This window comes from Streptomyces sp. NPDC091279 (assembly GCF_044757465.1).
Lineage (GTDB): Bacteria > Actinomycetota > Actinomycetes > Streptomycetales > Streptomycetaceae > Streptomyces.
In genome coordinates this window covers 62,819-85,105 of sequence record NZ_JBIVVA010000008.1, presented here as the reverse complement: position 1 = coordinate 85,105, position 22,287 = coordinate 62,819, and the positions used below count along the sequence as shown (strand labels likewise).

20 protein-coding genes and 1 pseudogene are annotated in these 22,287 nt (G+C 69.5%); 11 read left to right on the top strand and 10 right to left on the bottom strand.

The window, feature by feature from the left end:
- Positions 1-9: 9 nt before the first annotated feature.
- From ACIQOU_RS20965 to ACIQOU_RS20950, 4 genes are read right to left on the bottom strand one after another with little or no spacing between them, the layout of a single operon-like run.
- Entirely contained in the window at positions 10-678 is a 669-nt protein-coding gene (locus ACIQOU_RS20965) for a hypothetical protein (RefSeq protein WP_401538308.1), read from the bottom strand.
- A complete protein-coding gene (locus ACIQOU_RS20960; RefSeq protein WP_401538307.1) occupies positions 675-1,253 on the bottom strand; it encodes a hypothetical protein in 579 nt (192 codons plus the stop codon). The genes ACIQOU_RS20965 and ACIQOU_RS20960 overlap by 4 nt, the downstream gene beginning before the upstream one ends.
- A 50-nt stretch (positions 1,254-1,303) precedes the next feature.
- Positions 1,304-2,605 (bottom strand): putative T7SS-secreted protein, encoded by a 1,302-nt coding sequence (locus ACIQOU_RS20955; protein WP_401538306.1) that lies wholly within the window; start codon positions 2,603-2,605, stop codon positions 1,304-1,306.
- The gene (locus ACIQOU_RS20950) at positions 2,602-2,907 is read right to left on the bottom strand and encodes a hypothetical protein (protein ID WP_401538305.1); all 306 of its coding nucleotides are present in this window, start codon (positions 2,905-2,907) and stop codon (positions 2,602-2,604) included. The genes ACIQOU_RS20955 and ACIQOU_RS20950 overlap by 4 nt, the downstream gene beginning before the upstream one ends.
- Positions 2,908-2,982: 75 nt before the next feature.
- Here ACIQOU_RS20950 and ACIQOU_RS20945 point away from each other — a divergent pair, with 75 nt between their 5' ends.
- Positions 2,983-3,675, top strand: a complete 693-nt coding sequence (locus ACIQOU_RS20945) for a hypothetical protein (RefSeq protein ID WP_401538304.1) — start codon at positions 2,983-2,985, stop codon at positions 3,673-3,675.
- Between the two features lie 190 nt (positions 3,676-3,865).
- Here ACIQOU_RS20945 and ACIQOU_RS20940 read toward each other — a convergent pair whose 3' ends face one another.
- Positions 3,866-4,171, bottom strand: coding sequence for a WXG100 family type VII secretion target (locus ACIQOU_RS20940; protein ID WP_401538303.1), 306 nt, complete (start codon positions 4,169-4,171; stop codon positions 3,866-3,868).
- A gap of 250 nt (positions 4,172-4,421) precedes the next feature.
- Between ACIQOU_RS20940 and ACIQOU_RS20935 the strand changes: the two genes are divergently transcribed.
- Positions 4,422-8,978, top strand: a complete 4,557-nt coding sequence (locus tag ACIQOU_RS20935; protein ID WP_401538302.1) for an FtsK/SpoIIIE domain-containing protein — start codon at positions 4,422-4,424, stop codon at positions 8,976-8,978.
- Positions 8,979-9,059: 81 nt separating this feature from the next.
- On the opposite strand, the gene ACIQOU_RS20930 is transcribed toward ACIQOU_RS20935, so the two are convergent.
- On the bottom strand, positions 9,060-9,908 hold the full coding sequence (locus tag ACIQOU_RS20930) for a menaquinone biosynthetic enzyme MqnA/MqnD family protein (RefSeq protein ID WP_401538301.1): 849 nt from the start codon (positions 9,906-9,908) through the stop codon (positions 9,060-9,062).
- Positions 9,909-10,204: 296 nt separating this feature from the next.
- On the opposite strand from ACIQOU_RS20930, the gene ACIQOU_RS20925 reads away from it, so the two are divergent.
- On the top strand, positions 10,205-10,408 hold the full coding sequence (locus ACIQOU_RS20925; protein WP_003948780.1) for a cold-shock protein: 204 nt from the start codon (positions 10,205-10,207) through the stop codon (positions 10,406-10,408).
- A 125-nt stretch (positions 10,409-10,533) separates the two neighbouring features.
- Here the strand turns inward: ACIQOU_RS20925 and ACIQOU_RS20920 are convergent, their stop codons facing one another.
- Together ACIQOU_RS20920 and ACIQOU_RS20915 are read right to left on the bottom strand one after the other, a co-directional pair.
- On the bottom strand, positions 10,534-11,919 hold the full coding sequence (locus ACIQOU_RS20920) for a purine-cytosine permease family protein (RefSeq protein WP_401538300.1): 1,386 nt from the start codon (positions 11,917-11,919) through the stop codon (positions 10,534-10,536).
- A gap of 237 nt (positions 11,920-12,156) precedes the next feature.
- Positions 12,157-12,537 carry a PLD nuclease N-terminal domain-containing protein gene (locus ACIQOU_RS20915; protein WP_401538299.1) on the bottom strand — a complete coding sequence of 127 codons (381 nt, stop codon included), beginning with the start codon at positions 12,535-12,537 and terminating at the stop codon, positions 12,157-12,159.
- Positions 12,538-12,624: 87 nt separating this feature from the next.
- Between ACIQOU_RS20915 and ACIQOU_RS20910 the strand changes: the two genes are divergently transcribed.
- The 8 genes and pseudogenes from ACIQOU_RS20910 to ACIQOU_RS20875 all read left to right on the top strand — a co-directional run bounded on the left by ACIQOU_RS20910 (position 12,625) and on the right by ACIQOU_RS20875 (position 19,584).
- Positions 12,625-14,076 carry a menaquinone biosynthesis decarboxylase gene (locus ACIQOU_RS20910; protein WP_401538298.1) on the top strand — a complete coding sequence of 484 codons (1,452 nt, stop codon included), beginning with the start codon at positions 12,625-12,627 and terminating at the stop codon, positions 14,074-14,076.
- A 61-nt stretch (positions 14,077-14,137) separates the two neighbouring features.
- A complete protein-coding gene (gene mqnP / locus ACIQOU_RS20905; protein WP_401538297.1) occupies positions 14,138-15,043 on the top strand; it encodes a menaquinone biosynthesis prenyltransferase MqnP in 906 nt (301 codons plus the stop codon).
- 27 nt (positions 15,044-15,070) lie between these two features.
- The gene (locus tag ACIQOU_RS20900; protein WP_401538296.1) at positions 15,071-15,769 is read left to right on the top strand and encodes a UbiX family flavin prenyltransferase; all 699 of its coding nucleotides are present in this window, start codon (positions 15,071-15,073) and stop codon (positions 15,767-15,769) included.
- 230 nt (positions 15,770-15,999) lie between these two features.
- Positions 16,000-16,455: an Lrp/AsnC family transcriptional regulator gene (locus ACIQOU_RS20895; RefSeq protein ID WP_401538295.1), complete on the top strand. Its 456-nt coding sequence runs from the start codon at positions 16,000-16,002 to the stop codon at positions 16,453-16,455.
- Positions 16,456-16,564: 109 nt separating this feature from the next.
- A complete protein-coding gene (mqnE, locus tag ACIQOU_RS20890; protein ID WP_401538294.1) occupies positions 16,565-17,728 on the top strand; it encodes an aminofutalosine synthase MqnE in 1,164 nt (387 codons plus the stop codon).
- Positions 17,729-17,732: 4 nt separating this feature from the next.
- The gene (locus tag ACIQOU_RS20885; RefSeq protein ID WP_401538293.1) at positions 17,733-18,257 is read left to right on the top strand and encodes a GNAT family N-acetyltransferase; all 525 of its coding nucleotides are present in this window, start codon (positions 17,733-17,735) and stop codon (positions 18,255-18,257) included.
- A 162-nt stretch (positions 18,258-18,419) separates the two neighbouring features.
- Positions 18,420-18,692: pseudogene (locus ACIQOU_RS20880) on the top strand (DUF4229 domain-containing protein); the annotation flags it as partial.
- A gap of 247 nt (positions 18,693-18,939) precedes the next feature.
- Positions 18,940-19,584: a TetR/AcrR family transcriptional regulator gene (locus ACIQOU_RS20875; RefSeq protein ID WP_401538292.1), complete on the top strand. Its 645-nt coding sequence runs from the start codon at positions 18,940-18,942 to the stop codon at positions 19,582-19,584.
- Between the two features lie 127 nt (positions 19,585-19,711).
- On the opposite strand, the gene ACIQOU_RS20870 is transcribed toward ACIQOU_RS20875, so the two are convergent.
- On the bottom strand, positions 19,712-20,569 hold the full coding sequence (locus ACIQOU_RS20870) for a MaoC family dehydratase (protein ID WP_401538291.1): 858 nt from the start codon (positions 20,567-20,569) through the stop codon (positions 19,712-19,714).
- Between the two features lie 33 nt (positions 20,570-20,602).
- A complete protein-coding gene (locus tag ACIQOU_RS20865; RefSeq protein ID WP_401538290.1) occupies positions 20,603-22,021 on the bottom strand; it encodes a 3-oxoacyl-ACP reductase in 1,419 nt (472 codons plus the stop codon).
- Positions 22,022-22,287 lie beyond the last annotated feature (266 nt).

Genomic DNA, 22,287 nt, shown 5'->3' with positions numbered 1-22,287 from the left:
GTTCCCCGTTCACCCGGGCATCACCAGCGGCTTGCCCGAGTCGTTGAACAGCCGGATGCTCTTGGCCACGCCCGCGAACATCGCCGAGAAGACGTCCCATCCGCCCGGCGTCGGGGTGCCCATCTCCAGCACCAGGGCTGTGCCGTTGTCGAGCGGTATCTGTATCTGGATGAACGACGTGGCGAGTTGCTCCTCCGCGCCGGAGGCGGTGAGGCTCCCGTCGAGGCTGCCCCTGCGGGTACCGATGCAGGAGACCGCCGGACCGCAGGGAAGCCTGATCTCGCCGACCTGTCCGAGGCCCAGATGCCGCATCGTCGAGCCGAGGAAGCCCACGGGGTTGGTCCCGGCTCTCTCGTCCAGGTCGATCATGCTGATGGTGACCGTCGCCGTGCAGCGTTCCCCGTCCACCTCGGTCAGAACGAAGCCCGAGTACTGGATTCCGGCCTCGATGAACGAGTCGTAGTGGGCCGCGATCATCGCCGCCCACTGCAACTGGACCTCGAACGTGGCTTCTGGCATCACCTCGCGGGCCAACGCGATGAGCCGCTCGGCGGTCTCGTCCAGATCGTCCGCGTCCATCGGGATCTCGAAGAACCCCTCCGGCATGATCCAGCGGACGTCGATCCCCGCCCCCGCGAGGGCGGCAGGGTTCTCCCCCTCGGACATGACTGTGCTCATGGCTGAGCCTCCCCGTCGTCGAACGCCGCTTCGTCCGCCTCGGGGCGGAACGTGGCCGCGAAGGGATACGGGCCGTAGTGCGGATAGTGAGCGGGAACGGCCACCCCTTCCCGGCGTGCCTGATGAGCCAGCTCGCGATAACCCCGGGCCCGGGCACGGAGGTTCTGGCGGACGGGGTCGCCCCAGTGCGCCACCGCGGTGCGTACGTACGCGGCCAGCAGCGCGAGGACAACGGCACCGGCCGCGACGGCGTAGGCGGTGCGTGCCGAGCCCGACTCCCAGTACTGGACGACGCCGCCCCCGTACACGGCTGCCCCGAAGCCGACGATCGCCAGCGGGACGCCGAACTTGAAGCCCGCGTTGAACATCGCGACCTCGTCGTCGTGCCGGAGCCGGAGCATCCGCAGGACCCGTCGGTCGTCGAGGAAGTCGAAGCGGAGTTCCCTGCCCGACCGCTCCGCCAGCGCCTTCGCTCCCGGTGCGGCGGCGAGCGCCGCACCGGGGACGAGTCGCGCGGGCTCGCCGCCTCTGCGGCCGACGAACTCCCATTCGCCGAGATCGGTCGCCTCATCCATGAGGCCCCTCCCTGTTCATGCGCGTTCCAGTGATCGCCGGCACCCTGTGCCTACGCGGCCAGTGCGGCATGGAACGGCTGCGGCGACGGCCCGGGCGAGGGGGTCGGTGCGGGGGTCGGCGCGGACGAGGACTGCTCGGGCTCCTGATAACCGGTGGTGCCGCCGTTCTTCCCCTCGAACATGCGGTGGAGGGCGCTCGCCAGTCCCGTGCCCTTGATGACCGCGGTGATCTGCTTTCCTCCGATGGGTTCGAAGACCTTGGGCAGTTCGGGGATGACGCCGCCGACCTTGGAAGCGGCGAGCTTGTTGCCGAGGCTGAGCCCGCCGGAGAGGACCTTGTTCGTCAGGCCGACGCTGAGGCCGTTGAGGAAGTTGTGTCCGATGCCGTCGATCGCGGCGAGGCCCCGGAAGGAGCCGTAGGTTCCGAGCTTGCCGAACGCCCCGAGTTTGGCGACGCCCTTGAGGCCGACGAGCGCCCTGAACCCCTTGAGCGCGCCGAGTCCGGGAAGGATGCCCAGAGCGTCGGTTCCCAGTTTGAGCCAGTTGACCTTGCCGCCGCGCACCGACATGTCGTAGGCGTGGCCGGCCAGTGCGGCCGCGCTGGAGAGGACGGCGAGAGTCGCGAAGATGGGCACGAGGAACTGCAGGGGTGGAATGAACGCGCAGATGACCGCGAGTACGGAGAGGATCGCGGAGATGTTGGAGAACATGTCCGCCCAGTCCGCCAACCAGTTCATGAATCCGCCCGGATCACGCACCGAGTCGTGGTGCACGACGTTCTTGATGCGCCGGGCGGCACTGTCCCCGGCATCGTCGTAGATGTCCTTGGCGTCTTTTACGTCCTTACGTGCCTGCCCTATTCGGCTCAGCGCGTCCTGACGTTTCTTCATCCACCGGTCGTACTCGGGCTTGTCCGCCTCGGGAATGTCGCTCACCAGGTACTTGTCGGTGAACTTCTTCACCTCCCGGTCGGCGAGATCATGATCTGACTTCGCCTCACGGTAGTTCGCCAGGGCCTTGTCGGCCTTTTTCTGGGCGCGGTGCAACTCACCGGCGAATTCCTTCGACTCGCCCTCGGCGACCTTGGTGCCGAGCGCCTTGGCGGCCTCGTCGTACCTCTCGAAGGATTTCTTGAGCCGGTCTCCGGCTCCGTCGGCGATCTCGTTGAAGGCGCGGCCGGCGTCACTGTCCCAACCGTCCACCGAGGACAGGGCCTTGATGACCCGAGCCTGCTCGTCGATCATGTCGGCCATCTTGCGCAGCTTGCGTCCGAGTGCCGCGACCTCGTCGGGATCACCGGGCGTGGGGTCGTTGTCCCAGAGGGGAGGCCAGTCGTTGGATCGCCTGCTCACTTCTTGCCCTTCCCCGTGGCGTCCGCGATGGCCTTGGCCAACTCGTGGTCGATCTCCTCGTACTTCTGGGCCGCGGCATCCGTGTACTCGGCCAGTTTCTTGAGTTCCTTCGAAAGCTTCTTCCTCGTCTTCTTCCACGTGCTGCCGAAGTCGTCGAAGGCTTCCTTCAGGCCGCCGTGCCCCAGATCGTCGTCGTAGCCGTCGGCGGGATTACCGTGTTCTTCGAACTCGCGGTGAATTTTTCCCAGGGATCGCGAACACTCTTTGATCATGTCGAGGTCGTACGCAGTTCTGTCGGCCATCGAATAATTCCCCCATAGTGAACGTGAGACACTGCTGCGCGTCATCCCCTGCAACAGCAAGGAAGGTGAGCGGACTTGTCCAGGAGCACCGAGCGCACCATACGTGACCGTCTCGGCGTCACTCCAGATGCCGGAGCGTGGTGCACGATCGGCAAGATCCCGGAGCCACCCTCGGATGTGCACCAGGCGGCAGGGTCGGGAGCTCTGCGGCCCGCGTTCCGCAGGCCCCTCGGGCTGCTCGGCGCCGTGCTGGCCGTGCCTTTCATGCCCATCGCCCTGCTGTTCAGCCTTCTGGCCTCGGGCGAGGAAGCTCTCAAGCGGTTGTTGCGGACGCAGAAGGAGCGGGATGCGGCGCGCGCCGCGGACCTCGCCTTGAAGCGGCGTGACGAGACGATCGTCGAACTCGGCCTCGACAAGGTCTTCGACGGCGACTGGAACGGAGCGGCCGGACAGTTCCTGCTCCGTTGGTACAGCCATTCCTCGCACCACCAGCGTTTTGTGCTGCTGGCCGAGGGGCGTCTCCTGCTGGCCGCGCCGCCCAAGCGGGTGTCGGTCCGGCGGGACGAGCGCATGCGGGTGGTCGCCGAACTCCTTCCCGGAGAGGCGACGTTGGAAGATCCGCTGCCCGCGTACGAGAGCAGGACGTTGCGTATCCGCTTCACCGACGGCTCCTGGCTGACGCTGGCCACCGAGGAGTGGAACAGCGACCTGCACACACACCTGATGCGCCAGCCGCGGTCCGGCGAAGCGGAGAAGTACGGCGTCTAGCGCTGCTGCCCTGTCCGAGCAAGCCAGGTCACCCCCGTGAACCGCGGCCGATGCGTGATGTGGTGAGTCCGCCGACGTCAGTGCCGAGCCGGCCGGCGGCCGTCACTCGGCGGTCGCCGGGAAACCGGGCCGTCGGTGCGGCTGCCGAAGGGCACACCGCACCGACGCCACCCGGCGGACACCGGGCTGATCAGCCCTTGGCCTGACCCGCCAGCTGCTGGTCCAGCTGCTCGTAGGCTTCCTTGGCCTTCTTCAGGAAGTCCGACAGCCCGTGCAGACCCTGGATGGTCTTGGTCGCGCCCTTCGAGAACTCCTTCATGGAGTCGTCGTAGGCGCCGGAGGCCTTCTGCGTGGTGAAGCCCTCCTCGACCAGCGCCGAGACCCGCTTCTCGACCGACTTGATCTTGTCTTCCAGGTCGTGCATGTCCTTGATCAGGTCACCCGCGACCTTCTCCATCTCGGCATAAGTAAGATCTGCGTCTTTGCCCTTGCCCATGACGGCTTCCCTCCCGTTGGTGTGGCCCCAGGGCCTTCCCCCGTGGCACTGCGCGGCCCCACGTCCGTCGGTGGGTCGTCCGCACGAGCAAAGATCTTACGGGTGCGCGCCGGAGGACCACAGGGGCCTCCGGCCCAAGGATTGCAAGGGAATCGTGAACCCGCGCACATCCCGTTGCACCCGGTAAAGGCGGGCCGGTTAAGGTCACTCGGATTGTGTTGGATGTTCTCAGCGTGTTGGGGGAGGGAACGTGCGCCTGAGTCTGACGGTCGTCGATCCGCTCGGTGGAGCCAGTGCCGACGTCGTGCTCGACGCCGATCCGGAGTCCACGGTCGGTGACATCGCCCAGGAACTCGCGCGGAACATCGGCCTGGGCGACAGCGCGCAGATCATCTCGCTCGGGGCGCACCGCGGCGGCTCCGGCGGCGGCTCCGCCCCCCTCGCCTACGTCGACGGCTACGCGCTCGACCCCTCCGTCACCGTCGTCGGATCGCCGTTGCGCGACGGCGTCGTCGTCAGCCTGCACGATCCGGCCGGGTGCATCCTCGGCGAACCCACCGGCGTCGTGGAGTTCCGCGTGGTCGGCGGGCCCGCGGCGGGTGCCGTGCACCGGCTCGGCGTGGGCAAGTACGACATCGGCGCGGGCCCCGCCGCGCACCTCCGTGTCGACGACCCCGAGCTTCCCGACCGCGCCGCCAGCCTCTCCATCGCCATCGACGGCACCTGCAAGGTCGCCCTGCACACCGGCAAGGACGCCGAAGTCCGCCTCGACGGCGAGGACTTCGCGGGTGGGGAATGGCCCCTGGGGGGTCAACTCGCGGTGGGCAACACCCTGTTGGAGATCAGTGGGTACACGGCCCCCAACGCCGCCCTGAAGTGGTCCGACGACGGTGCCGGACTCGACTACAACCGGCCCCCGCGACTGCGCCCCGCGGAACGGCAGACGCACTTCTCGCTGCCCAACCCGCCCAGCGACTACGAGGCCCGGCCGCTGCCGTGGCTGATGGCGCTGCTGCCGCTCATCGGCGCCGTCGTCTCGGTCTTCATGTTCGGGCGCTGGTACTACCTGATCATGGCGTTGATGAGCCCGGTCATGCTCTTCGGCAACTACTTCATGGACAAGAAGCACGGCCGAAAGTCGCACGCCAAGCAGCTCAAGGAGTACAAGGAGCACAAGGCGCGGATCGAGAAGGACGCGCAGGAGGCCCTGGTCACGGAGCGGTCGGACCGGCGTCTCGCGGTGCCCGACCCGGCCGCCGTGCTGGCCTGCGGAACCGGTCCACGCACCCGGCTCTGGGAGCGCCGCCGCACCGACGCCGACCATCTGCTGCTGCGTTTCGGCACCGGCCGCGTCCCCTCCGAGGTCGAACTCGACGACCCCGAGCAGGACGAGCACAAGCGCAAAGTCCGCTGGTACATCGAGGACGCCCCGGTCGCCCTGTCGCTGCGCGATCTCGGCGTCGTCGGCATCGCGGGACCCGGTGACTCGGCGCACGCACTGGGGCGTTGGGCGGTCGCGCAGACCGCGGTGCTGCACAGCCCGATGGACGTCCAGTTCTACGTGCTGACCGACCACGACGCCGACTCCCGCTGGGACTGGGTGCGTTGGCTGCCGCACTCCCGGCCGAGCGGCGGGCAGGACGTCAACGTCCTGATCGGCACCGACTCCGAGACCGTGGGCGCCCGCGTCGGCGAACTCACCCAGATACTCGACGCCCGCCAGAAGGCGCTGAAGCAGGGCGGCGGGCGCAAGGACAACGGTCCGGCCTTCTCCGACCCGGACATCGTCGTCGTCTGGGACGGCTCGCGTCGGCTGCGCTCGATGCCCGGTGTGGTGCGGCTGCTGCGGGAGGGCCCCGGGGTCGCCATCCACGCCCTCTGTCTGGACGAGGAGGAGCGGTTCCTGCCCGGCGAGTGCCAGGCCTTCGTCGTCGCCGAGCCCCGTCCCGCCGCCGACGGCGCTCCCGTCGCGCCCGTGGCCCAGCAGGCCGGTGGCGGCTTCCCCTCCTTCCAGGCGTGGCATCCGACCGCCGGTCAGGGTGAGGAACAGGCGCAACAGACACCGGAGTTGAGGCTGCGGGTCGAGCAGACCGGGGCGCTGCGGAAGAAGAACGTGCGGCCGGACTTCGTGTCGTCGGCCTGGTGCGCACGGCTCGGCCGCGCGCTGTCCCCGCTGCGTGACATCAGCGGCGAGACCGAGGACTCGGCGCTGCCCGCCGCCAGCCGACTGCTCGACGTGCTCCAGCTGGAGCCGCCCACCCGTGACGGGGTCGCCGCGCGCTGGCAGTTGGGCGGCCAGTCGACGATGGCGGTCATCGGCGAGTCCTACGACGGCCCGTTCGGCATCGACCTGCGCAAGGACGGTCCGCACGGGCTGATCGCCGGTACCACCGGCTCGGGCAAGTCGGAGCTGCTCCAGACCATCGTGGCCGCGCTCGCGGTGGCGAACACCCCCGAGAACATGACGTTCGTCCTCGTCGACTACAAGGGCGGCTCGGCGTTCAAGGACTGCGTCAAACTCCCGCACACCGTCGGCATGGTGACCGACCTCGACGCCCATCTCGTAGAACGGGCCCTGGAGTCGCTCGGCGCCGAACTGAAGCGGCGTGAGCACATCCTCGCCGCGGCCGACGCCAAGGACATCGAGGACTACCAGGACCTGGTCAGTCGGGACCCCTCACACCCGTCGGTGCCCCGACTCCTCATCGTCATCGACGAGTTCGCGTCCATGGTGCGTGACCTTCCCGACTTCGTCACCGGTCTCGTCAACATCGCCCAGCGTGGTCGTTCCCTCGGCATCCACCTGCTCCTCGCCACCCAGCGGCCGAGCGGTGTCGTCTCCCCCGAGATCCGCGCCAACACCAACCTCCGGATCGCGCTGCGGGTGACCGACGCCGGTGAGTCGACCGACGTCATCGATGCGCCCGAGGCGGGCCACATCAGCAAGAGCACGCCGGGCCGCGCGTACGTCCGGCTCGGGCACGCCTCCCTCGTCCCGTTCCAGTCGGGGCGGGTCGGTGGCCGCCGGCCGGGTGCCGCCGACCCGGCGACGCTCGCCCCGTGGGCCGGGCCGCTCGACTGGCAGGACCTGGGCCGGGCCGCGCTGCGCAAGCCCAAGACCCAGGCCCGTGAGGACGACGAGATCACCGACCTCAAGGTCCTGGTGGACGCCGTGCGGGAGGCCAACACGGCCCTCGGCATCCCGGCGCAGCACTCCCCGTGGTTGCCCGCGCTCGATGACACCCTGCTCCTCGACGAGGTCCCGCCGGTCCGGGCGCAGGGCTCGCTGCCCGCCGCCGCGTACGGCGTCGAGGACCTGCCGGCCGCGCAGGACCGCCGTGCCGTCGCCGTCGACTTCGCGACCTTCGGTCACCTCATCGTGGCCGGTGCCCCGCGGACCGGACGCTCGCAGGTGCTGCGCACCATCGCCGGTTCGCTCGCCCGCACCAACTCCTGTGCCGACGTGCACCTTTATGGCATCGACTGCGGCAACGGCGCCCTGAACGCCCTGACCCGGCTGCCGCACTGCGGTGCGGTCGTCAGCCGCAACCAACTGGAGCGCGTCGAACGGCTGGTGAGCCGTCTCACCAGTGAACTGGGCCGCCGCCAGGAGCTGTTGGCCGACAAGGGCTACGCCGACATCGGCGAGCAGCGCGCGGCCGTCGCCGAGCACGAGCGGCTGCCGCACATCGTCGTGCTCCTGGACCGCTGGGAGGGCTGGCTGCCCACCCTCGGCGACCACAACCACGGCGATCTGACGGACCAGGTCATGGCGATGATGCGGGAGGGCGCGAGCGTCGGCATCCACCTGGTCATCACCGGTGACCGGCAGATCCTGTCGGGCCGTATCTCCTCCCTCACCGAGGACAAGTACGGTCTGCGGCTCGCCGACCGCGCCGACTTCTCGATGCTGGACATCAACTCCCGCAAGGTGCCCGAGGAGATCCCGCCCGGCCGCGCCTTCCGCAACGAGACCGCGGCCGAGACCCAGTTCGCACTGCTCTGCGAGGACACCACCGGGCAGGGCCAGGCGGCCGCGCTCACCGCGATCGGCGAGGACGCGGCGGCCCGGGACAGTGAAGTCCCGCGCTCCCAGCGGCCGTTCAGGGTCGACGTGTTGCCCAGCCGGATCTCCTTCGAGGACGCGTGGGCGATGCGCGACCCAGCGACGAGCGCCTCCCCGCTGTGGGCCCTGGTGGGCGTCGGCGGCGACGAACTCACCGCGTTCGGACCTGACTTGGCGCAGGGCGTGCCGGCGTTCGTGATCGGCGGCCCGGCCAAGTCGGGCCGGTCCACGACGCTGCTGGGGTTCGCCCGCTCCTACCTCGCGCAGGGCGTGCGCCTGGTCGTGGCGGCGCCGCGCCCGTCGCCGTTGCGTGAACTCGATGGCGTGGACGGTGTGTTGAAGGTCTTCACCGGCCGCGACATCGACGAGGACGAGTTGGAGGAGCTGGTCGGCTCGGCCACCCCGGCCCAGCCGATCGTGGTCCTGGTCGACGACGCCGAGGTGCTGGACGACTGCGACGCCGAGGACGTCTTCAAGCGGATCGTGGAGCGCGGCGCCGAGGAGGGTCTCGCCGTCGTCATCGCCGGTGACGAGGACGAGATCTGCGACGGGTTCTCCGGCTGGCAGGTCGACGCGAAGAAGGCCCGCCGCGGCATCCTGCTCTCCCCGCAGGAGTCCGGCTCGGGCGAGCTGATCGGCATCCGCACCAACCGCAGCATGGTCGGCGGCCCGCTCACCCCGGGCAAGGGCATGCTGCACCTGGGCAGCGGCGAACACGTCACGGTCACGACACCGATGTAGGCGGAGCGGGGCCGCCACGGGAGGGGTCGATCGCGTGGGCGGTCGGCCCCTCGCCCAGTGGGTGCAGGAACGGGACCGTCCTCAAGCCTGGAGGAGGGCCACCCTCACGTCCGATGGGAAACCCGTTGTCGGGCCCACTCGGCGGGCGAATTCCTGGACCGCTGCCAGTTGGGGGGCGCCGAAGCGGAAGTCGAGGGTGGTGAAGTACTGCTCCAGGACCTTCTCGTCGAAGGCCTCCCAGCGGGCCGCCTGCTCGGCGACCTTGGTGACCTCTTCCAGGGAGAGGTTGCGGGAGGCGAGGAACGCCTCGTGGACCTGGCGGGTGATGACCGGCTCGCGCTCCAGGTAGTCGCGCCGGGCGGCCCAGACCGCGAAGACGAACGGCAGCCCCGTCCACTCCTTCCAGAGCGCGCCGAGGTCGTGGACGGCGAGCCCGTAGCGCGGCCCGTCGAGCAGGTTGGCCCGCAGGGCCGCGTCGCCGATCAGGACCGCCGCGTCCGCCTCCTGCATCATCAGGCTGAGGTCGGGTGGACACGTGTAGTACTCGGGCGTCACGCCGAAGCGGTCGGCCAGCAGGAGCTGGGCGAGGCGGACGGAGGTGCGCGAGGTCGAGCCGAGGGCGACCCGGGCACCGTCGAGACGTTCCAGCGGGACCTGCGAGACGATCACGCAGGACATGACGTCGCCGTCGCAGCCGACGGCGATGTCGGGGAAGGCGACGAGATCGTCGGCGTTCTTCAGGAACTCGATCAGGGTGATGGGACCGATGTCGAGATCGCCCCGCACCAGCCGCTCACTGAGCTTCTCCGGGGTGTCCTTGGTCAGCTCGAAATCGAGGAGCGTGCCCGTCCTCGCGAGGCCCCAGTACAGGGGCAGGCAGTTCAAGAACTGGATGTGGCCGACGCGCGGCCGGGTGCGAGAATTGTCCACATCGCGAGGCTAGACCCTGGGGAGTACGGTCCAGACCTCGCCCCTGCGGTCACTCTCCGTCAACGCCCCGAACGGCTTCAAACGTCCGGGTGACGTGATCTTGGGCTCTATCCCTTTCGGTAGCCTGCGTGCTAGGCTCATCGCAAGTTGCAGTTTGGTTTCCCTTGCAGTACAGAGCCTGCGGAGCATGTAACCGCGGGCTCTAGTCGTTTTCAGACGTATGCAGATGTGCGGCACTCGCTTTTCACACTTGCAGGTTCTGGAGCAGGGCAACCCTTTGGGCCCAAGGAGGGCTTATGGCTACCGGAACCGTGAAGTGGTTCAACGCGGAAAAGGGCTTCGGCTTCATCGCCCAGGAGGGCGGCGGCCCGGACGTCTTCGTCCACTACTCCGCGATCAATGCGAACGGCTTCCGTTCGCTGGAGGAGAACCAGGCGGTCACCTTCGACGTCACGCAGGGCCCGAAGGGTCCGCAGGCGGAGAACGTCACCCCCGCCTAGTTCCGAAACTAGTAAGGCTTCCTGGCACAACGAGCGTTCTGCTCTGAGTCCGGATCTGACGCAGTACCCAAGGAGCCCCGTGCCGCAAGGCAACGGGGCTCCTGCCTTTTGTCCCGCCTCTGGCCTCAACGGCGGAGTCGGCGCAGTGCCCCGTACAGTCCCGCGCTCACCGCGAAGCCCACCAGGCAGGTGATGTCGCCGAAGGCGGGCCAGTGCTGCGGGACCCAGCCCACGTAGTCCTCCTGGTTGGAGAAGAACGGGACCGAGAGCGCGACGCCCGCCAACAGGGCTGTCAGGCCGGGCCAGTTGGTGAAGGTGCGGTCGGCCAGGCGGGCGGCCGTCAGCTCGTCCGGGGTACGGGAGCGCAGCCACCGTTCGGTGAGCACGACGCCGAGCCACGGGCCCACCCAGTAGGCGATGACCAGCAGGAACGCCTCGTACGCCGACCCCGCGTCATCCAGCGACGCCCATGCCGCCGCCGTTCCGGCGAGGCCCGACACCAGGACCAGGGCGCTGCGGCTCAGCCAGCCGGGCAGCCGCAGGCCGAGGGAGGAGACGGAGATCGCGGAGGAGTAGATGTTGAGGGCGTTCGCGGAGATGCCGCCCAGCAGGATGGCGAGGAGGGTCAAGTCGCCGAGCCAGTGCGGGAGATGGCCGGTGAAGGCCGCCGTCGGGGAGGCGTCCTTGGGGGCCACGATCGTCGCCGAGGCCGCGCCGATGACGGCGACGATCGTGATCGACACGAACATGCCGAGCGCCGGGTAGAGGACGGTCCGTGTCCGGTCGGCGGCGCGGGGGAGGTAGCGGGAGTAGTCGGTGGCGTACGGGTTCCAGCCGGCCGCGTAGCCCCAGGCCGTGCTGAAGGCGAGCAGGAAGCCGCCGATGCCGCCGCCCGCGCCGCCGCCGGCCAGCTCGGCGTCCTTGAACGTCCACACGCCGGCCAGCAGGAAGATCAGGGCCAGCGCCGGGAACGCGTACCGCTCGAAGGAGTGGACGAAGTTGTGGCCGATGAAGCCGATCAGGATCTCGGCGGCGACCACGAGGAAGAGACAGGGCAGCGGCCTCAGTCCCGTCAGGGTGTTGAGGGCGAAGGCCGCGCTCAGGCTGTTCACCGCGAACCAGCCGACCCCGGCGACCAGGGCGTTGACCCCGGACGGCAGCAGATTGCCCCGGTGACCGAAGGAGAGGCGGCCGATCACCATCTGCGGCACCCCGAAGCGCGGCCCGTCCAGGGACAGCACGCCCTGGGTGACGGCGCCGAGCGCGGTGCCGAGCAGGATCGCGGCCGTCGCCTCCCAGAAGCCCAGGCCGAAGAAGAGGACCGGGATCACGCCGATGTAGACGGTCGCGAACTCGATGTTCGGGGACGCCCACGTCCACAGCAACTGGCGTGGGGAGCCGTGCCGTTCGGGCTCCGGGATCGGGTCCGCGCCGGCCGTCTCGACGGCGATGACCTTGTCACCGTAGGCGGGGGCGAGGGAATCGGTGGGGTCGGCGGGAACTGTCGTCATGCGAGGCAAGTGTCCGGCCTCGACGGGGAACGGCCCAGGGGCGCACTGTCCGCTTCGGGGGGCTCGTCGGCGTACACCTCGTCCACCCCGTGCGCTCCGGGAACCCCCCTAGGTACCGGCCGCTCCGGGTATCCCCCTAGGTACCCCCGGGCCCCCGCACCCCCTAGGTACCCCCGGGCCCCCGTGCACCCCCTGGGTACTCCGGGTCTCCCCTGCGTCCCCTACGTGTTCCGGTGGCTACTCCGGGCGGGGGTCCGGGTCCTTCTCGTCGTTCTCCTTGCTGTCCTTGCTGTCCTTGCTGTCGCTGGCGTCCTTGGTGTCGTTCGGGTTCTTCTGGTCCTTCGGGTCCTTGTCCAGGGACTTCAGGAAGTCGGGGTTGTCGTCGGGGGCCACCCAGCGCTGGGGGGTCTCGGGGCCCGTGGTCCGGCCCGGGGTGCGGTTCTTGCCGGCCACCAGCCAGGCGACCGGGCCGACCAGGACCTCGCCGAAGAGCAGGATGATGATCACCCAGACCACCTTGGGCAGCCCGCGGACCTGCTCCTCGGGGGTGTTCAGGCAGTCGATGAAGGCGTAGATCCACAGGGCCAGGACCAGCAGGAACGGCAGATACCTCAGCATGACGCGCGTGTTCTCCCCGAAATGGCGTGCGACGGCGGACGGCCCCGGTGACCGGCCCAGGTTAGCCGGTGGCCGATACTGGGACCCATGGCTTACGACGATCTTCGCTCCCTGCTGCGGGCCCTGGAACGCGAGGGCGACCTCAAGCGTGTCAAGGCCGAGGTCGACCCCTATCTGGAGGTCGGGGAGATCGTCGACCGGGTGCAGAAGGCCGGCGGTCCCGCCCTGCTCTTCGAGAACGTGAAGGGCTCGGCGATGCCGTTGGCCATGAACGTCTTCGGCACCGACCGGCGGCTGCTGAAGTCCCTGGGGCTGACGTCCTACGGGGAGATCTCCGAGAAGATCGGCGGGCTGCTGCGGCCCGAGCTGCCGCACGGGTTCGTGGGGGTGCGGGAGGCGTTCGGGAAACTCGGCGCGATGGCACACGTTCCGCCGAAGAAGGTCAAGGACGCGCCCGTACACGAGGTAGTCCTCACGGGGGACGACGTCGATCTCGACCAACTGCCCGCGCTGTTCACCTGGCCGCAGGACGGCGGGTCGTTCTTCAACCTCGGGCTGACCCACACCAAGGACCCCGAGTCCGGCATCCGCAACCTGGGTCTGTACCGGCTCCAGCGGCACGACCGGAACACCATCGGCATGCACTGGCAGATCCACAAGGACAGCCGCAACCACTACCAGGTGGCGGCCCGTAAGGGTGAGCGGCTGCCGGTCGCGATCGCCTTCGGCTGCCCGCCCGCCGTCACCTACGCCTCCACCGCGCCCCTGCCGGGTGACATCGACGAGTACCTGTTCGCCGGGTTCCTCTCCGGGCGGCGGATCGAGATGGTCGACTGCAAGACCGTTCCGTTGCAGGTGCCCGCGCAGGCCGAAGTGGTCCTGGAAGGGTGGCTGGAGCCGGGCGAGATGCTGCCGGAGGGGCCGTTCGGTGATCACACCGGGTTCTACACGCCGCAGGAGCCGTTCCCGGCGTTGACGATCGACTGCGTGACGATGCGGAAACGGCCGTTGCTCCAGTCGATCGTGGTCGGGCGGCCGCCGACCGAGGACGGGCCACTCGGCCGGGCCACGGAACGGTTCTTCCTGCCGTTGCTGAAGATCATCGTGCCGGACATCGTGGACTACCACCTGCCCGAGGCGGGCGGATTCCACAACTGCGCGATCGTCTCGATCGACAAGAAGTACCCGAAGCACGCGCAGAAGGTGATGCACGCGGTGTGGGGGGCGCACATGATGTCCCTGACCAAGCTGATCGTGGTCGTCGACTCCGACTGCGACGTCCACGATCTGCACGAGGTGGCCTGGCGGGCGCTCGGCAACACGGACTACGCCCGCGACCTCTCGGTCGTCGAGGGGCCGGTCGATCATCTCGATCATGCGTCCTACCAGCAGTTCTGGGGTGGCAAGGCGGGGATCGACGCGACGAGGAAGTGGCCCGAGGAGGGCTACACGAGGGACGGGGGGTGGCCGGAGATGGTGCTGTCCGACCCGGAGACGGCGGCCACGGTCGACCGTCGCTGGAAGGAGTACGGGCTGTGAGGAAGGTCGACATGGCGGGCCACGGCGGCACGGGGCTGCTCACGGGACGGGGGGCGGGACGGTGAGCGGCAGCGCTTCCGCGGCTCTTCCGCAGCCCGGCCGTACGAAGGCGTTTCTGCGCCTGGTGATGATCGAACACTCCGTCTTCGCGCTGCCGTTCGCCTATATCGCCGCGCTCACCGCGATGTTCGAGCTGGACGGCACGATCCACTGGGTGCGGCTGCTCCTCGTCACCGTCTGCATGGTGGGCATGCGGACGTTCGCGATGGCCGTCAACCGGATCATCGACCGGGAGATCGACGCCCGTAACCCCCGTACCGCCCACCGTGAACTCGTCACCGGCGCCATGTCCGTGCGGCACGCCTGGACCGGCGCGCTGGTCGCGGTCGCGATCTTCCTGGGGTCGGCGGCGCTGCTGAACCCGCTCTGCCTGGCGCTCGCGCCGGTCGCGGTGATCCCCATGGTGGTCTACCCCTACGGGAAGCGGTTCACGAACTTCCCGCAGGCCATCCTGGGGTTCGCGCAGTCGATAGGGCCGATCGGCGGCTGGCTGGCCATCACCGGCACCTGGTCGTGGGACGCGGTGATCCTCGGTCTCGCGGTCGGCGTCTGGATCGGCGGGTTCGACCTGATCTACGCCTGCCAGGACGTCGAGACCGACCGCGAGATCGGGGTCCGTTCGGTACCGGCGCGGTTCGGCATCCCGGCGGCGGTCTGGGGCGCGCGCGGCTGTCACGCCGTGACGACGGCGCTGTTCGTCTGGTACGCGATCGCCACCGGCGCCGGGCTCTTCTTCTGGCTCGGCCTGCTCATCGTCGCGGGCGCGTTCGTGTACGAACACACGATCGTGCGGCCGCATGATCTGACCCGGCTGAACCGGGCGTTCTTCTCCACCAACGGGTTCATCGGCATCAGCCTGTTCGTGTGCGCGCTCATCGATCTGCTGGTGCGGGGGCTGACTGTCTGACCGGCCGTGCCGGATAGGCTCGGGGGCGTGAACCCGCTCAAGCCAGGAAACGCGCCCCGTACGCCTTGGATCGTGGGGGTGTCCGGGGCTTCCGGCACCCCATACGCCGCCGCCGTGCTGCGTGCGCTCCTGGACGCCGGTGAGGACGTCGACCTCGTCGTCAGCCGGGCCTCGCGGCTCACGCTGCTCGACGAGACCGGCATCTCCTTCCGGGACGCCCACTGGCGGGACGACCTCGGGGAATGGCTGGCCCGGGGGGCCGACGGCAAGCCGGGCGTGTTCGGGGTCGATCTGACCCGGGTGCGGTACTGGAACGCGGGTGATCTCGCCGCCGGTCCTTCGTCGGGGTCGTACCCCGCACGGGGGATGCTCGTGGTCCCCGCGTCGACGGCCTGTGTCGCCGGGGTCGCGCTCGGGCTCTCCAAGGATCTGCTCCAGCGGGCGGCGAGCGTCACCCTCAAGGAGCGCCGGCCGCTCGTGGTCGCGGTGCGGGAGACCCCGTTGAACGGCCAGACGCTGCGGCATCTGGTGACGCTGGACGACCTCGGGGCGGCCGTCGTGCCGACCTCGCCCGCCTTCTACGCGGGCGCCGCCCATATCCAGGACCTGGTGGACTTCGTCGCCGGGCGGGTGCTGGACGCGGCCGGTGTCGGGCACCGGCTGTACCGCCGCTGGGAAGGGGAGCTGGGCGGTGCGGGGGGCGGGGGCGGCGGGGGCAGCGAGTAAGTGGCGGTACCCGTAGGGGCGTTGCCGTAGGGGCGTTGCCCTAGGGGTGCGGTCGGCGGGGGGGCGCCGTCGGTACCTGTACGACCCGTAGGACCCGTAATACCCCTAGGACCCGTAAGACCCGTGGCCCCGCCGTTCCCGCCTGCGGGGGCCCGTAGTACCCCTAGTACCCCTAGGACCCTCAGTACCTCTCATCGTTTCAAGGTTTCTCAGCGGAAGGCTTCGATCGTATGGACGCGGTGGACAGGCAGCTCATCCAGGCTCTGAGAGAGAACGGCCGGGCCTCCTACGCGGAGCTGGGGCGACTGGTCGGGCTCTCGGGGCCGAGCGTCACCGACCGGATCAACCGGCTGGAGGCGGCCGGTGTCATCACCGGGTACCGGGCCACCGTCGACTCGGCGTCGCTCGGGCTCGGGGTCATCGCGCTGATCGGCATCTCGCTCTCGGACGCGGCCGACCACGAGGACGTCGCCCGGCGGCTGAAGGACCTCTCGGAGATCGAGGACTGCTGGTTCATCGCCGGGGACGACTCGTTCATGCTCAAGGTGCGCTCCACCGACGTCGACGGGCTGGAGCGGACGATCCGGCGGCTGAGCGGGACCAAGGGGGTCTCCCGTACCCGTACGACCGTGGTCCTGTCCACCAAGTGGGAGAACCGCGTCGGGGAGCTTCCGGAGGAGGTCTAGGACGGTCCGGCGCGCGGTCCGGCGAGGCGTGGGGGCGCCGGTCGGCCGGAAGCCGGGGCCGGAGGGCGGGGGAGTACCGTGGGGCGAGTTGTCGTGGAAAGGTGTGGGCATGGACGTGGGGCTCAAGCGCGAGCTGGAGGAGAAGGTTCGCTCCGGTGAACGGCTGTCCCGCGAGGACGGCATCGCGCTGTACGCGTCGGACGACCTGGCGTGGCTGGGCGGCCTGGCCCACGAGGTGCGGACCCGCAAGAACGGTGACGTGGTCCACTTCAACGTCAACCGGCACCTGAACATGACCAACGTGTGCACGGCGTCGTGCGCCTACTGCTCGTTCCAGCGCAAGCCGGGCGAGAAGGACGCGTACACGATGCGCATCGAGGAGGCCGTGAAGCTCGCCGGTGAGATGGAGGGCGAGAACCTCACCGAGCTGCACATCGTCAACGGCCTGCATCCGAACCTCCCCTGGAGGTACTACCCCCGGTCGCTGCGCGAGCTGAAGGCGGCGCTGCCGGACGTCTCCCTCAAGGCGTTCACGGCGACGGAGATCCACCACTTCGAGACGATCTCGGGGCTGTCCGCCTCCGAGATCCTCGACGAGCTGATCGACGCCGGGCTTGAGTCGCTGACCGGCGGCGGCGCCGAGATCTTCGACTGGGAGGTCCGCCAGCACATCGTGGACCACCGCACCCACTGGGAGGACTGGTCGCGCATCCACCGGCTGGCGCACGAGAAGGGTCTCAAGACCCCGTGCACCATGCTGTACGGGCACATCGAGGAGCCCCGGCACCGGGTGGACCATGTGCTGCGGCTGCGCGAACTCCAGGACGAGACCGGCGGGTTCCAGGTCTTCATCCCGCTGCGCTACCAGCACGACTTCGTGGACATGAAGGACGGCAAGGTCCGCAACCGGCTCCAGGCGCGGACCCAGATGGCCACCGGCGCCGAGGCGTTGAAGACCTTCGCGGTCTCGCGGCTGCTCTTCGACAACGTCCCGCACGTCAAGGTCTTCTGGGTCATGCACGGTGTCCAGACCGCGCAACTCGCGCTCCAGCACGGCGCGGACGACATGGACGGTTCGGTCGTCGAGTACAAGATCACGCACGACGCGGACAACTACGGCACCCCGAACAAGCTGACCCGTGAGGATCTCCTGGACCTGATCCGGGACGCCGGTTTCCGCCCGGTGGAGCGCAACACGCGGTACGAGATCATCCGTGAGTACGACGGTCCCGACCCGGCGCGTCGGGAGTCGCCGCAGCCGATGCGGGTGTGATCCGGTGACGTTGACGTTCGAACTGGACCCGGCGATATCGCCCGAACTCCGGGACCAGGTACTCACTCTCTGGGCCGACGTGTCGAACGCGGGTGGCTCGGTCGGTTTTGTGCCGCCGGTCACCGTGGACGACATACGGCCCGAGCTGGTCAAGCATCTGATCGCCCTCGCGGAGGGGCGGACCCGGCTGCTGGTCGGCCGGGACCAGGGCGGTGCGATCGCCGCGACCGCGTTCCTCACCCACAACACGCACCGGCTGATGCGGCACTGGGTGTGGCTCTACACGGTGATGGTCCACCCGCGCCACCAGGGGCTCGGCTACGGCCGCGACCTCATGACGGCCGCCGCCGACGCGGCCCGGGGGCTCGACGGCGTCGAGGCGATCCGGCTCACCTGCCGGGGTGGCCTGGGCCTGGAGCGGTTCTACGGGTCGTGCGGGTACAAGGAGGTCGGGCGGATTCCGGACGCGATCCGGGTGGCTCCCGGGGATGACCGGGACGACGTCGTCATGCTGCTGCCGCTCGGGTGAGGTGGCGGCGCGTGGGACCCGTAGGACCGTGAACGCCGGTCCGTGGAGCCTTGGACTTCGGCTCCGGGCCCCTAGGGGGTGCCCTGACCCCCCTCGAAGATCGTGGTGCGGGCGTGCTTCACTGGACGTTGCCCCTGTTTGGAATCGGAAGAGTGGATTGAGATGCTCCGCTACACGCTGATGCGCCTCGGGATCTTCGTGGGTTGCCTCGTGGTCGTCTGGGGTCTCGTCTACTCGGAGATCGTTCCGCGCGGGCTCGGCGCCTCCAACGGCATGTGGGTCGTGCTGCTCGCCCTGGTGATCTCGGCGCCGATCAGTTTCGTGGCCCTGCGCAAGGAACGGGACCGCGCCTCCATCCAGATCGTCGAGCGGGTGGACCGGGCCAAGGCCAACCTGGAAGCGAACCGGAGCCAGGAGGATGACGTGGTGGACTCCCCCGGTGCGGTGGACTCCGCCGGTGTGGTGGACTCCGCCGGTGTGGAGGACGGCTCGGTGGAGGACGGCTCTGCTGCGGCGGGCGGTTCTGTGAAGTCCGGTTCTGTGAAGTCCGGTTCTGCGGCGGGCGGTTCGGCTCAGGGGCAGGGTTCCTGACCTTCGTCGGGCTGATTGCCTGGTCTCACCCCGGTGCGTTCTCGAAACGCCCAGCCCGTGGGGGCTCGACAGCCCAACTACCCTTGGCCTCATGGGTGCCGTGAAGACCAAGCGGATGCCGCGCGCGGTCCGTGAGCAGCAGATGCTGGACGCCGCCGTGCGGACCTTCGGTCAACGTGGGTACCGGGCCGCGTCCATGGACGAGATCGCCGAACTCGCGGGCGTCTCCAAGCCGTTGGTGTACCTCTACCTGAACTCGAAGGAAGAACTCTTCACCGCCTGCATCCGTCGGGAGGCGGCCTCGCTGGTCGCCGCTGTACGGGCGGGGGTGCGGGTGGACGCTCCCGCCGATCGCCAACTCTGGGACGGGCTCGGGGCGTTCTTCACGCACACCGCTCAGCATCCCGATGCGTGGGCGGTGTTGCATCTCCAGGCGCGGACGCACGGGGAGCCGTTCGCTGCGGAGGTCGCCGCGATGCGGGAGGAGATCGTGGCGTTCGTGACGCAGCTGATCGTTGTCGCGGCTCGGGAGGCGCATCAGGACCCTCATCTTCCTGAGCGGGAGGTCGCGGGGCTTGCCGAGGCGTTGGTCGGGGCGGCGGAGGCGCTGGCCGCGTGGGCCAACTCCACGCCTGGAGTCACCGCTCGGCAGGCTGCGGGAACGTTGATGAACTTTGCCTGGGCGGGGTTGGGGAACCTCATGGAGGGGCGGGGGTGGGGGGCGGAGGGGCCGTGAGGGGTGTCTCTGACAGTTGGGGGCGGGGGTTGGTTGGCGGGTGCGGCGCCGTTGGGGCTGGTCGCGCCGTTCCCCGCGCCCCTTAAACGGCGTTGGCCTGGCGCCTGTTGGTTTGGGGGCGTTGGGCTTAGTTGACCCCTTGTCGGGCTAGGGGGGTTATGGAGGCTGTCAGGTGGGGGTGGTTTTGGGGGGTTCTTAGTTCGAAGTGGGATTTGGTGGCTGCGTAGGTCACTGTGGTGGGGAGGAGGACCGGGGACCTGAAGGTTGCTTGGAGGGTTACCGCCTCGGGGGTGGGGTGGGCGGCCAGGCAGCGGGCCAGGGTCCACATGCCGTGGGCCAGGGCGCGGGGGAAGCCGAAGAGGCGGGCGGCGAGGGGGTGGAGGTGGATGGGGTTGTGGTCACCGGAGGCGGACGCGTACCGGCGTCCCACGTCCCCGGCCAACTGCCAGTCGGCCAGGGCGGGGAGGGGCTCGCGCGGGGTCGGCTCGGTGGCCGTAGGGGCCTCGGAGGTTGTCCGGTGTCGGGCCAGGTAGGTGCTCCGCGACTCCCAGACCGTTTGGCCCGCCGACCGCAGTTCCGTTGTCACCGCCGCTTCCGTTCCGCGTCGGTGTGGTCTCAACTCGTCCACGTGAACTGCTAGTTCGTACTCTGCCGTGGCGGGCTGGGCGCGGCGGCGGGTGATGTCGATCGACGTGTGGACCAGTCCCAGCAGGGGCAGTGGGAAGTTCCGTCCGCTCATCAGGCGCATGGCCAGCGGGAAGCCCAGCACGTGCGGGTACGTGAGGGGCAGGGCGTCGGCGCCGGTGGCGAAACCGCAGACGCGTTCGTAGGCGGCCAACTTGGCCAGGTCCACGCGGAGTTCGGGCAGCACGAGCCGGTCGTGCGGGAAGTCGGCGTCGGGGCGGGGCCGTTTGAAGGGGGACAGCAGGGCACCACGGGCCAACAGGGGTGCCAGGGCTGGAGGTTGGGTGAGGGTGACGGACATCGGCTCCCGATCTCTTCGTTGTGCCGGTCGCGGCTACGCGCCCAGCAGACTCTGGCCGCACACTCGGACCACCTGGCCGTTGACCGCGCCGGACCCGGGGTGGGCGAGCCAGGCGGTCGTCTCGGCCACGTCGACCGGAAGGCCGCCCTGGGAAAGGGAGTTCATGCGCCGGCCCGCCTCGCGGATGACGAACGGGATCGCGGCCGTCATCCGCGTCTCGATGAACCCCGGCGCGACCGCGTTCACCGTCACCCCGTGTGCGGCGAGGGCGCGCGGCGCGAGGGTGCGGACCAGGCCGACGATGCCCGCCTTGGCGGCGCCGTAGTTGGTCTGCCCCACGTTCCCCGCGAGCCCGGCGATGGAGGCGGTGGCGACGATCCGCCCACCCCGCTTCAACGTGCCGGCGGCGAGCAGCGCGTCGGTGGTGCGCAGGACGCTGCCGAGGTTGACGTCGAGCACCGAACTCCAGCGCTCCGCAGGCATGTTGACCAGTCGCCGGTCCCTGGTGATGCCCGCGTTGTGGACGAGGATGTCGAGCCCGTCGGGCAGGGCTCCGGCGATCCGCTCCCCCGCGTCGGCGTCGGTGATGTCGAGGGCGAGGGCCGTGCCGCCGAGCCGGGCGGCGACCGCGCGGGCGTCCTGCTCGGCCTGCGGGATGTCGAGAACGACGACGTGGGCGCCGTCGCGCGCGAGGGTTTCGGCGACGGCCGCACCGATGCCCCGGGCGGCGCCGGTGACCAGGGCGGTGCGGCCGGTGAGGGGACGTTCCAGGTGGTCCGGCGCGACGGGCGCGCCCGCTTCTGCGCCGACGCCGACACCGACACCGGTGCCGATACCGGTGTCGACTCCCACGTCGACTCCGATGTCGATGACCTGGCCGTTGATGTACGCGGACTTGGGTGACAGCAGGAAACGGAGGGTGGATTCGGCGGCGTGGGCGTCGGTGAGCCGGACCAGGTTGACGGTCCTGCCCCGCCCGGCCTCCTTGCCGAGCGAGCGCGTGAACCCCTCCAACGCCTGCTGCACAGCGGCCTGTTGGTGATCGGCGGGGTCGAGCGGAGCACCCAGGACGACGATCCGCCCGCTGCTCGCGACCGACCGCACGGCAGGGTGCAGGGCCGCGTGCACCTCGGCGAGCGCGTCGAGATCCCGGACGCCGGTGGCGTCGAGGAGGAGGGCGGCGAGGGGGGTGGTTGCGGCGGGGGTCGGGTCGGTGGCAGCGCCGGGGGCGGTGTCAGGGGCGGGGGCGGTGGCCGAGGCGAGGCCGGTGCGGGCCAGGACGGGGGCCAGGTCGAGGGTGGACTCGCCTGCGGTGAGGTGGCGGAGGCCGCCGTTCAGGGTGGGGGCGTCGGGCGACCAGCGCCGGAGCGTGGCGGGTTGGGGGAGGCCGAGCCGCCGGGTGAGGAGGCGGCCGGGCGCGGTGCCGGTGAAACTCAGATAACGGTCGGCCATGCCGGTCCCCCTGGTCGGTCGCGTCCTGCTTGCCCTGGCGTATGTTACCGGCGGTAAGTTGGGGGTGGGGTGGGGGTTGGGGGTGGGTCGACACCGGGCTCTGTGGGCGGCTCGGGCACCCCTGAACCCCCGGGTACCCCCGACTCGCCCCCTAGGCCACGCCTACCCCACTCACCCCACCTATCCCACATGCCCCTCTCACCCCTCCCGCCCCTCCCCCGGGGTGTGAAAGGTGAATGTCCCTCACACAATCCCCGAGGTTGCAC

Coding starts and splice junctions, on each gene's coding strand:
- ACIQOU_RS20965 (WP_401538308.1), bottom strand. CDS start 678: ATGAGCACAGTCATGTCCGAGGGGGAGAACCCTGCCGCCCTCGCGGGG.
- ACIQOU_RS20960 (WP_401538307.1), bottom strand. CDS start 1,253: ATGGATGAGGCGACCGATCTCGGCGAATGGGAGTTCGTCGGCCGCAGA.
- ACIQOU_RS20950 (WP_401538305.1), bottom strand. CDS start 2,907: ATGGCCGACAGAACTGCGTACGACCTCGACATGATCAAAGAGTGTTCG.
- ACIQOU_RS20940 (WP_401538303.1), bottom strand. CDS start 4,171: ATGGGCAAGGGCAAAGACGCAGATCTTACTTATGCCGAGATGGAGAAG.
- ACIQOU_RS20925 (WP_003948780.1), top strand. CDS start 10,205: ATGGCTACCGGAACCGTGAAGTGGTTCAACGCGGAAAAGGGCTTCGGC.
- ACIQOU_RS20920 (WP_401538300.1), bottom strand. CDS start 11,919: ATGACGACAGTTCCCGCCGACCCCACCGATTCCCTCGCCCCCGCCTAC.
- ACIQOU_RS20915 (WP_401538299.1), bottom strand. CDS start 12,537: ATGCTGAGGTATCTGCCGTTCCTGCTGGTCCTGGCCCTGTGGATCTAC.
- ACIQOU_RS20910 (WP_401538298.1), top strand. CDS start 12,625: ATGGCTTACGACGATCTTCGCTCCCTGCTGCGGGCCCTGGAACGCGAG.
- ACIQOU_RS20895 (WP_401538295.1), top strand. CDS start 16,000: ATGGACGCGGTGGACAGGCAGCTCATCCAGGCTCTGAGAGAGAACGGC.
- mqnE (WP_401538294.1), top strand. CDS start 16,565: ATGGACGTGGGGCTCAAGCGCGAGCTGGAGGAGAAGGTTCGCTCCGGT.
- ACIQOU_RS20875 (WP_401538292.1), top strand. CDS start 18,940: ATGGGTGCCGTGAAGACCAAGCGGATGCCGCGCGCGGTCCGTGAGCAG.
- ACIQOU_RS20870 (WP_401538291.1), bottom strand. CDS start 20,569: ATGTCCGTCACCCTCACCCAACCTCCAGCCCTGGCACCCCTGTTGGCC.
- ACIQOU_RS20865 (WP_401538290.1), bottom strand. CDS start 22,021: ATGGCCGACCGTTATCTGAGTTTCACCGGCACCGCGCCCGGCCGCCTC.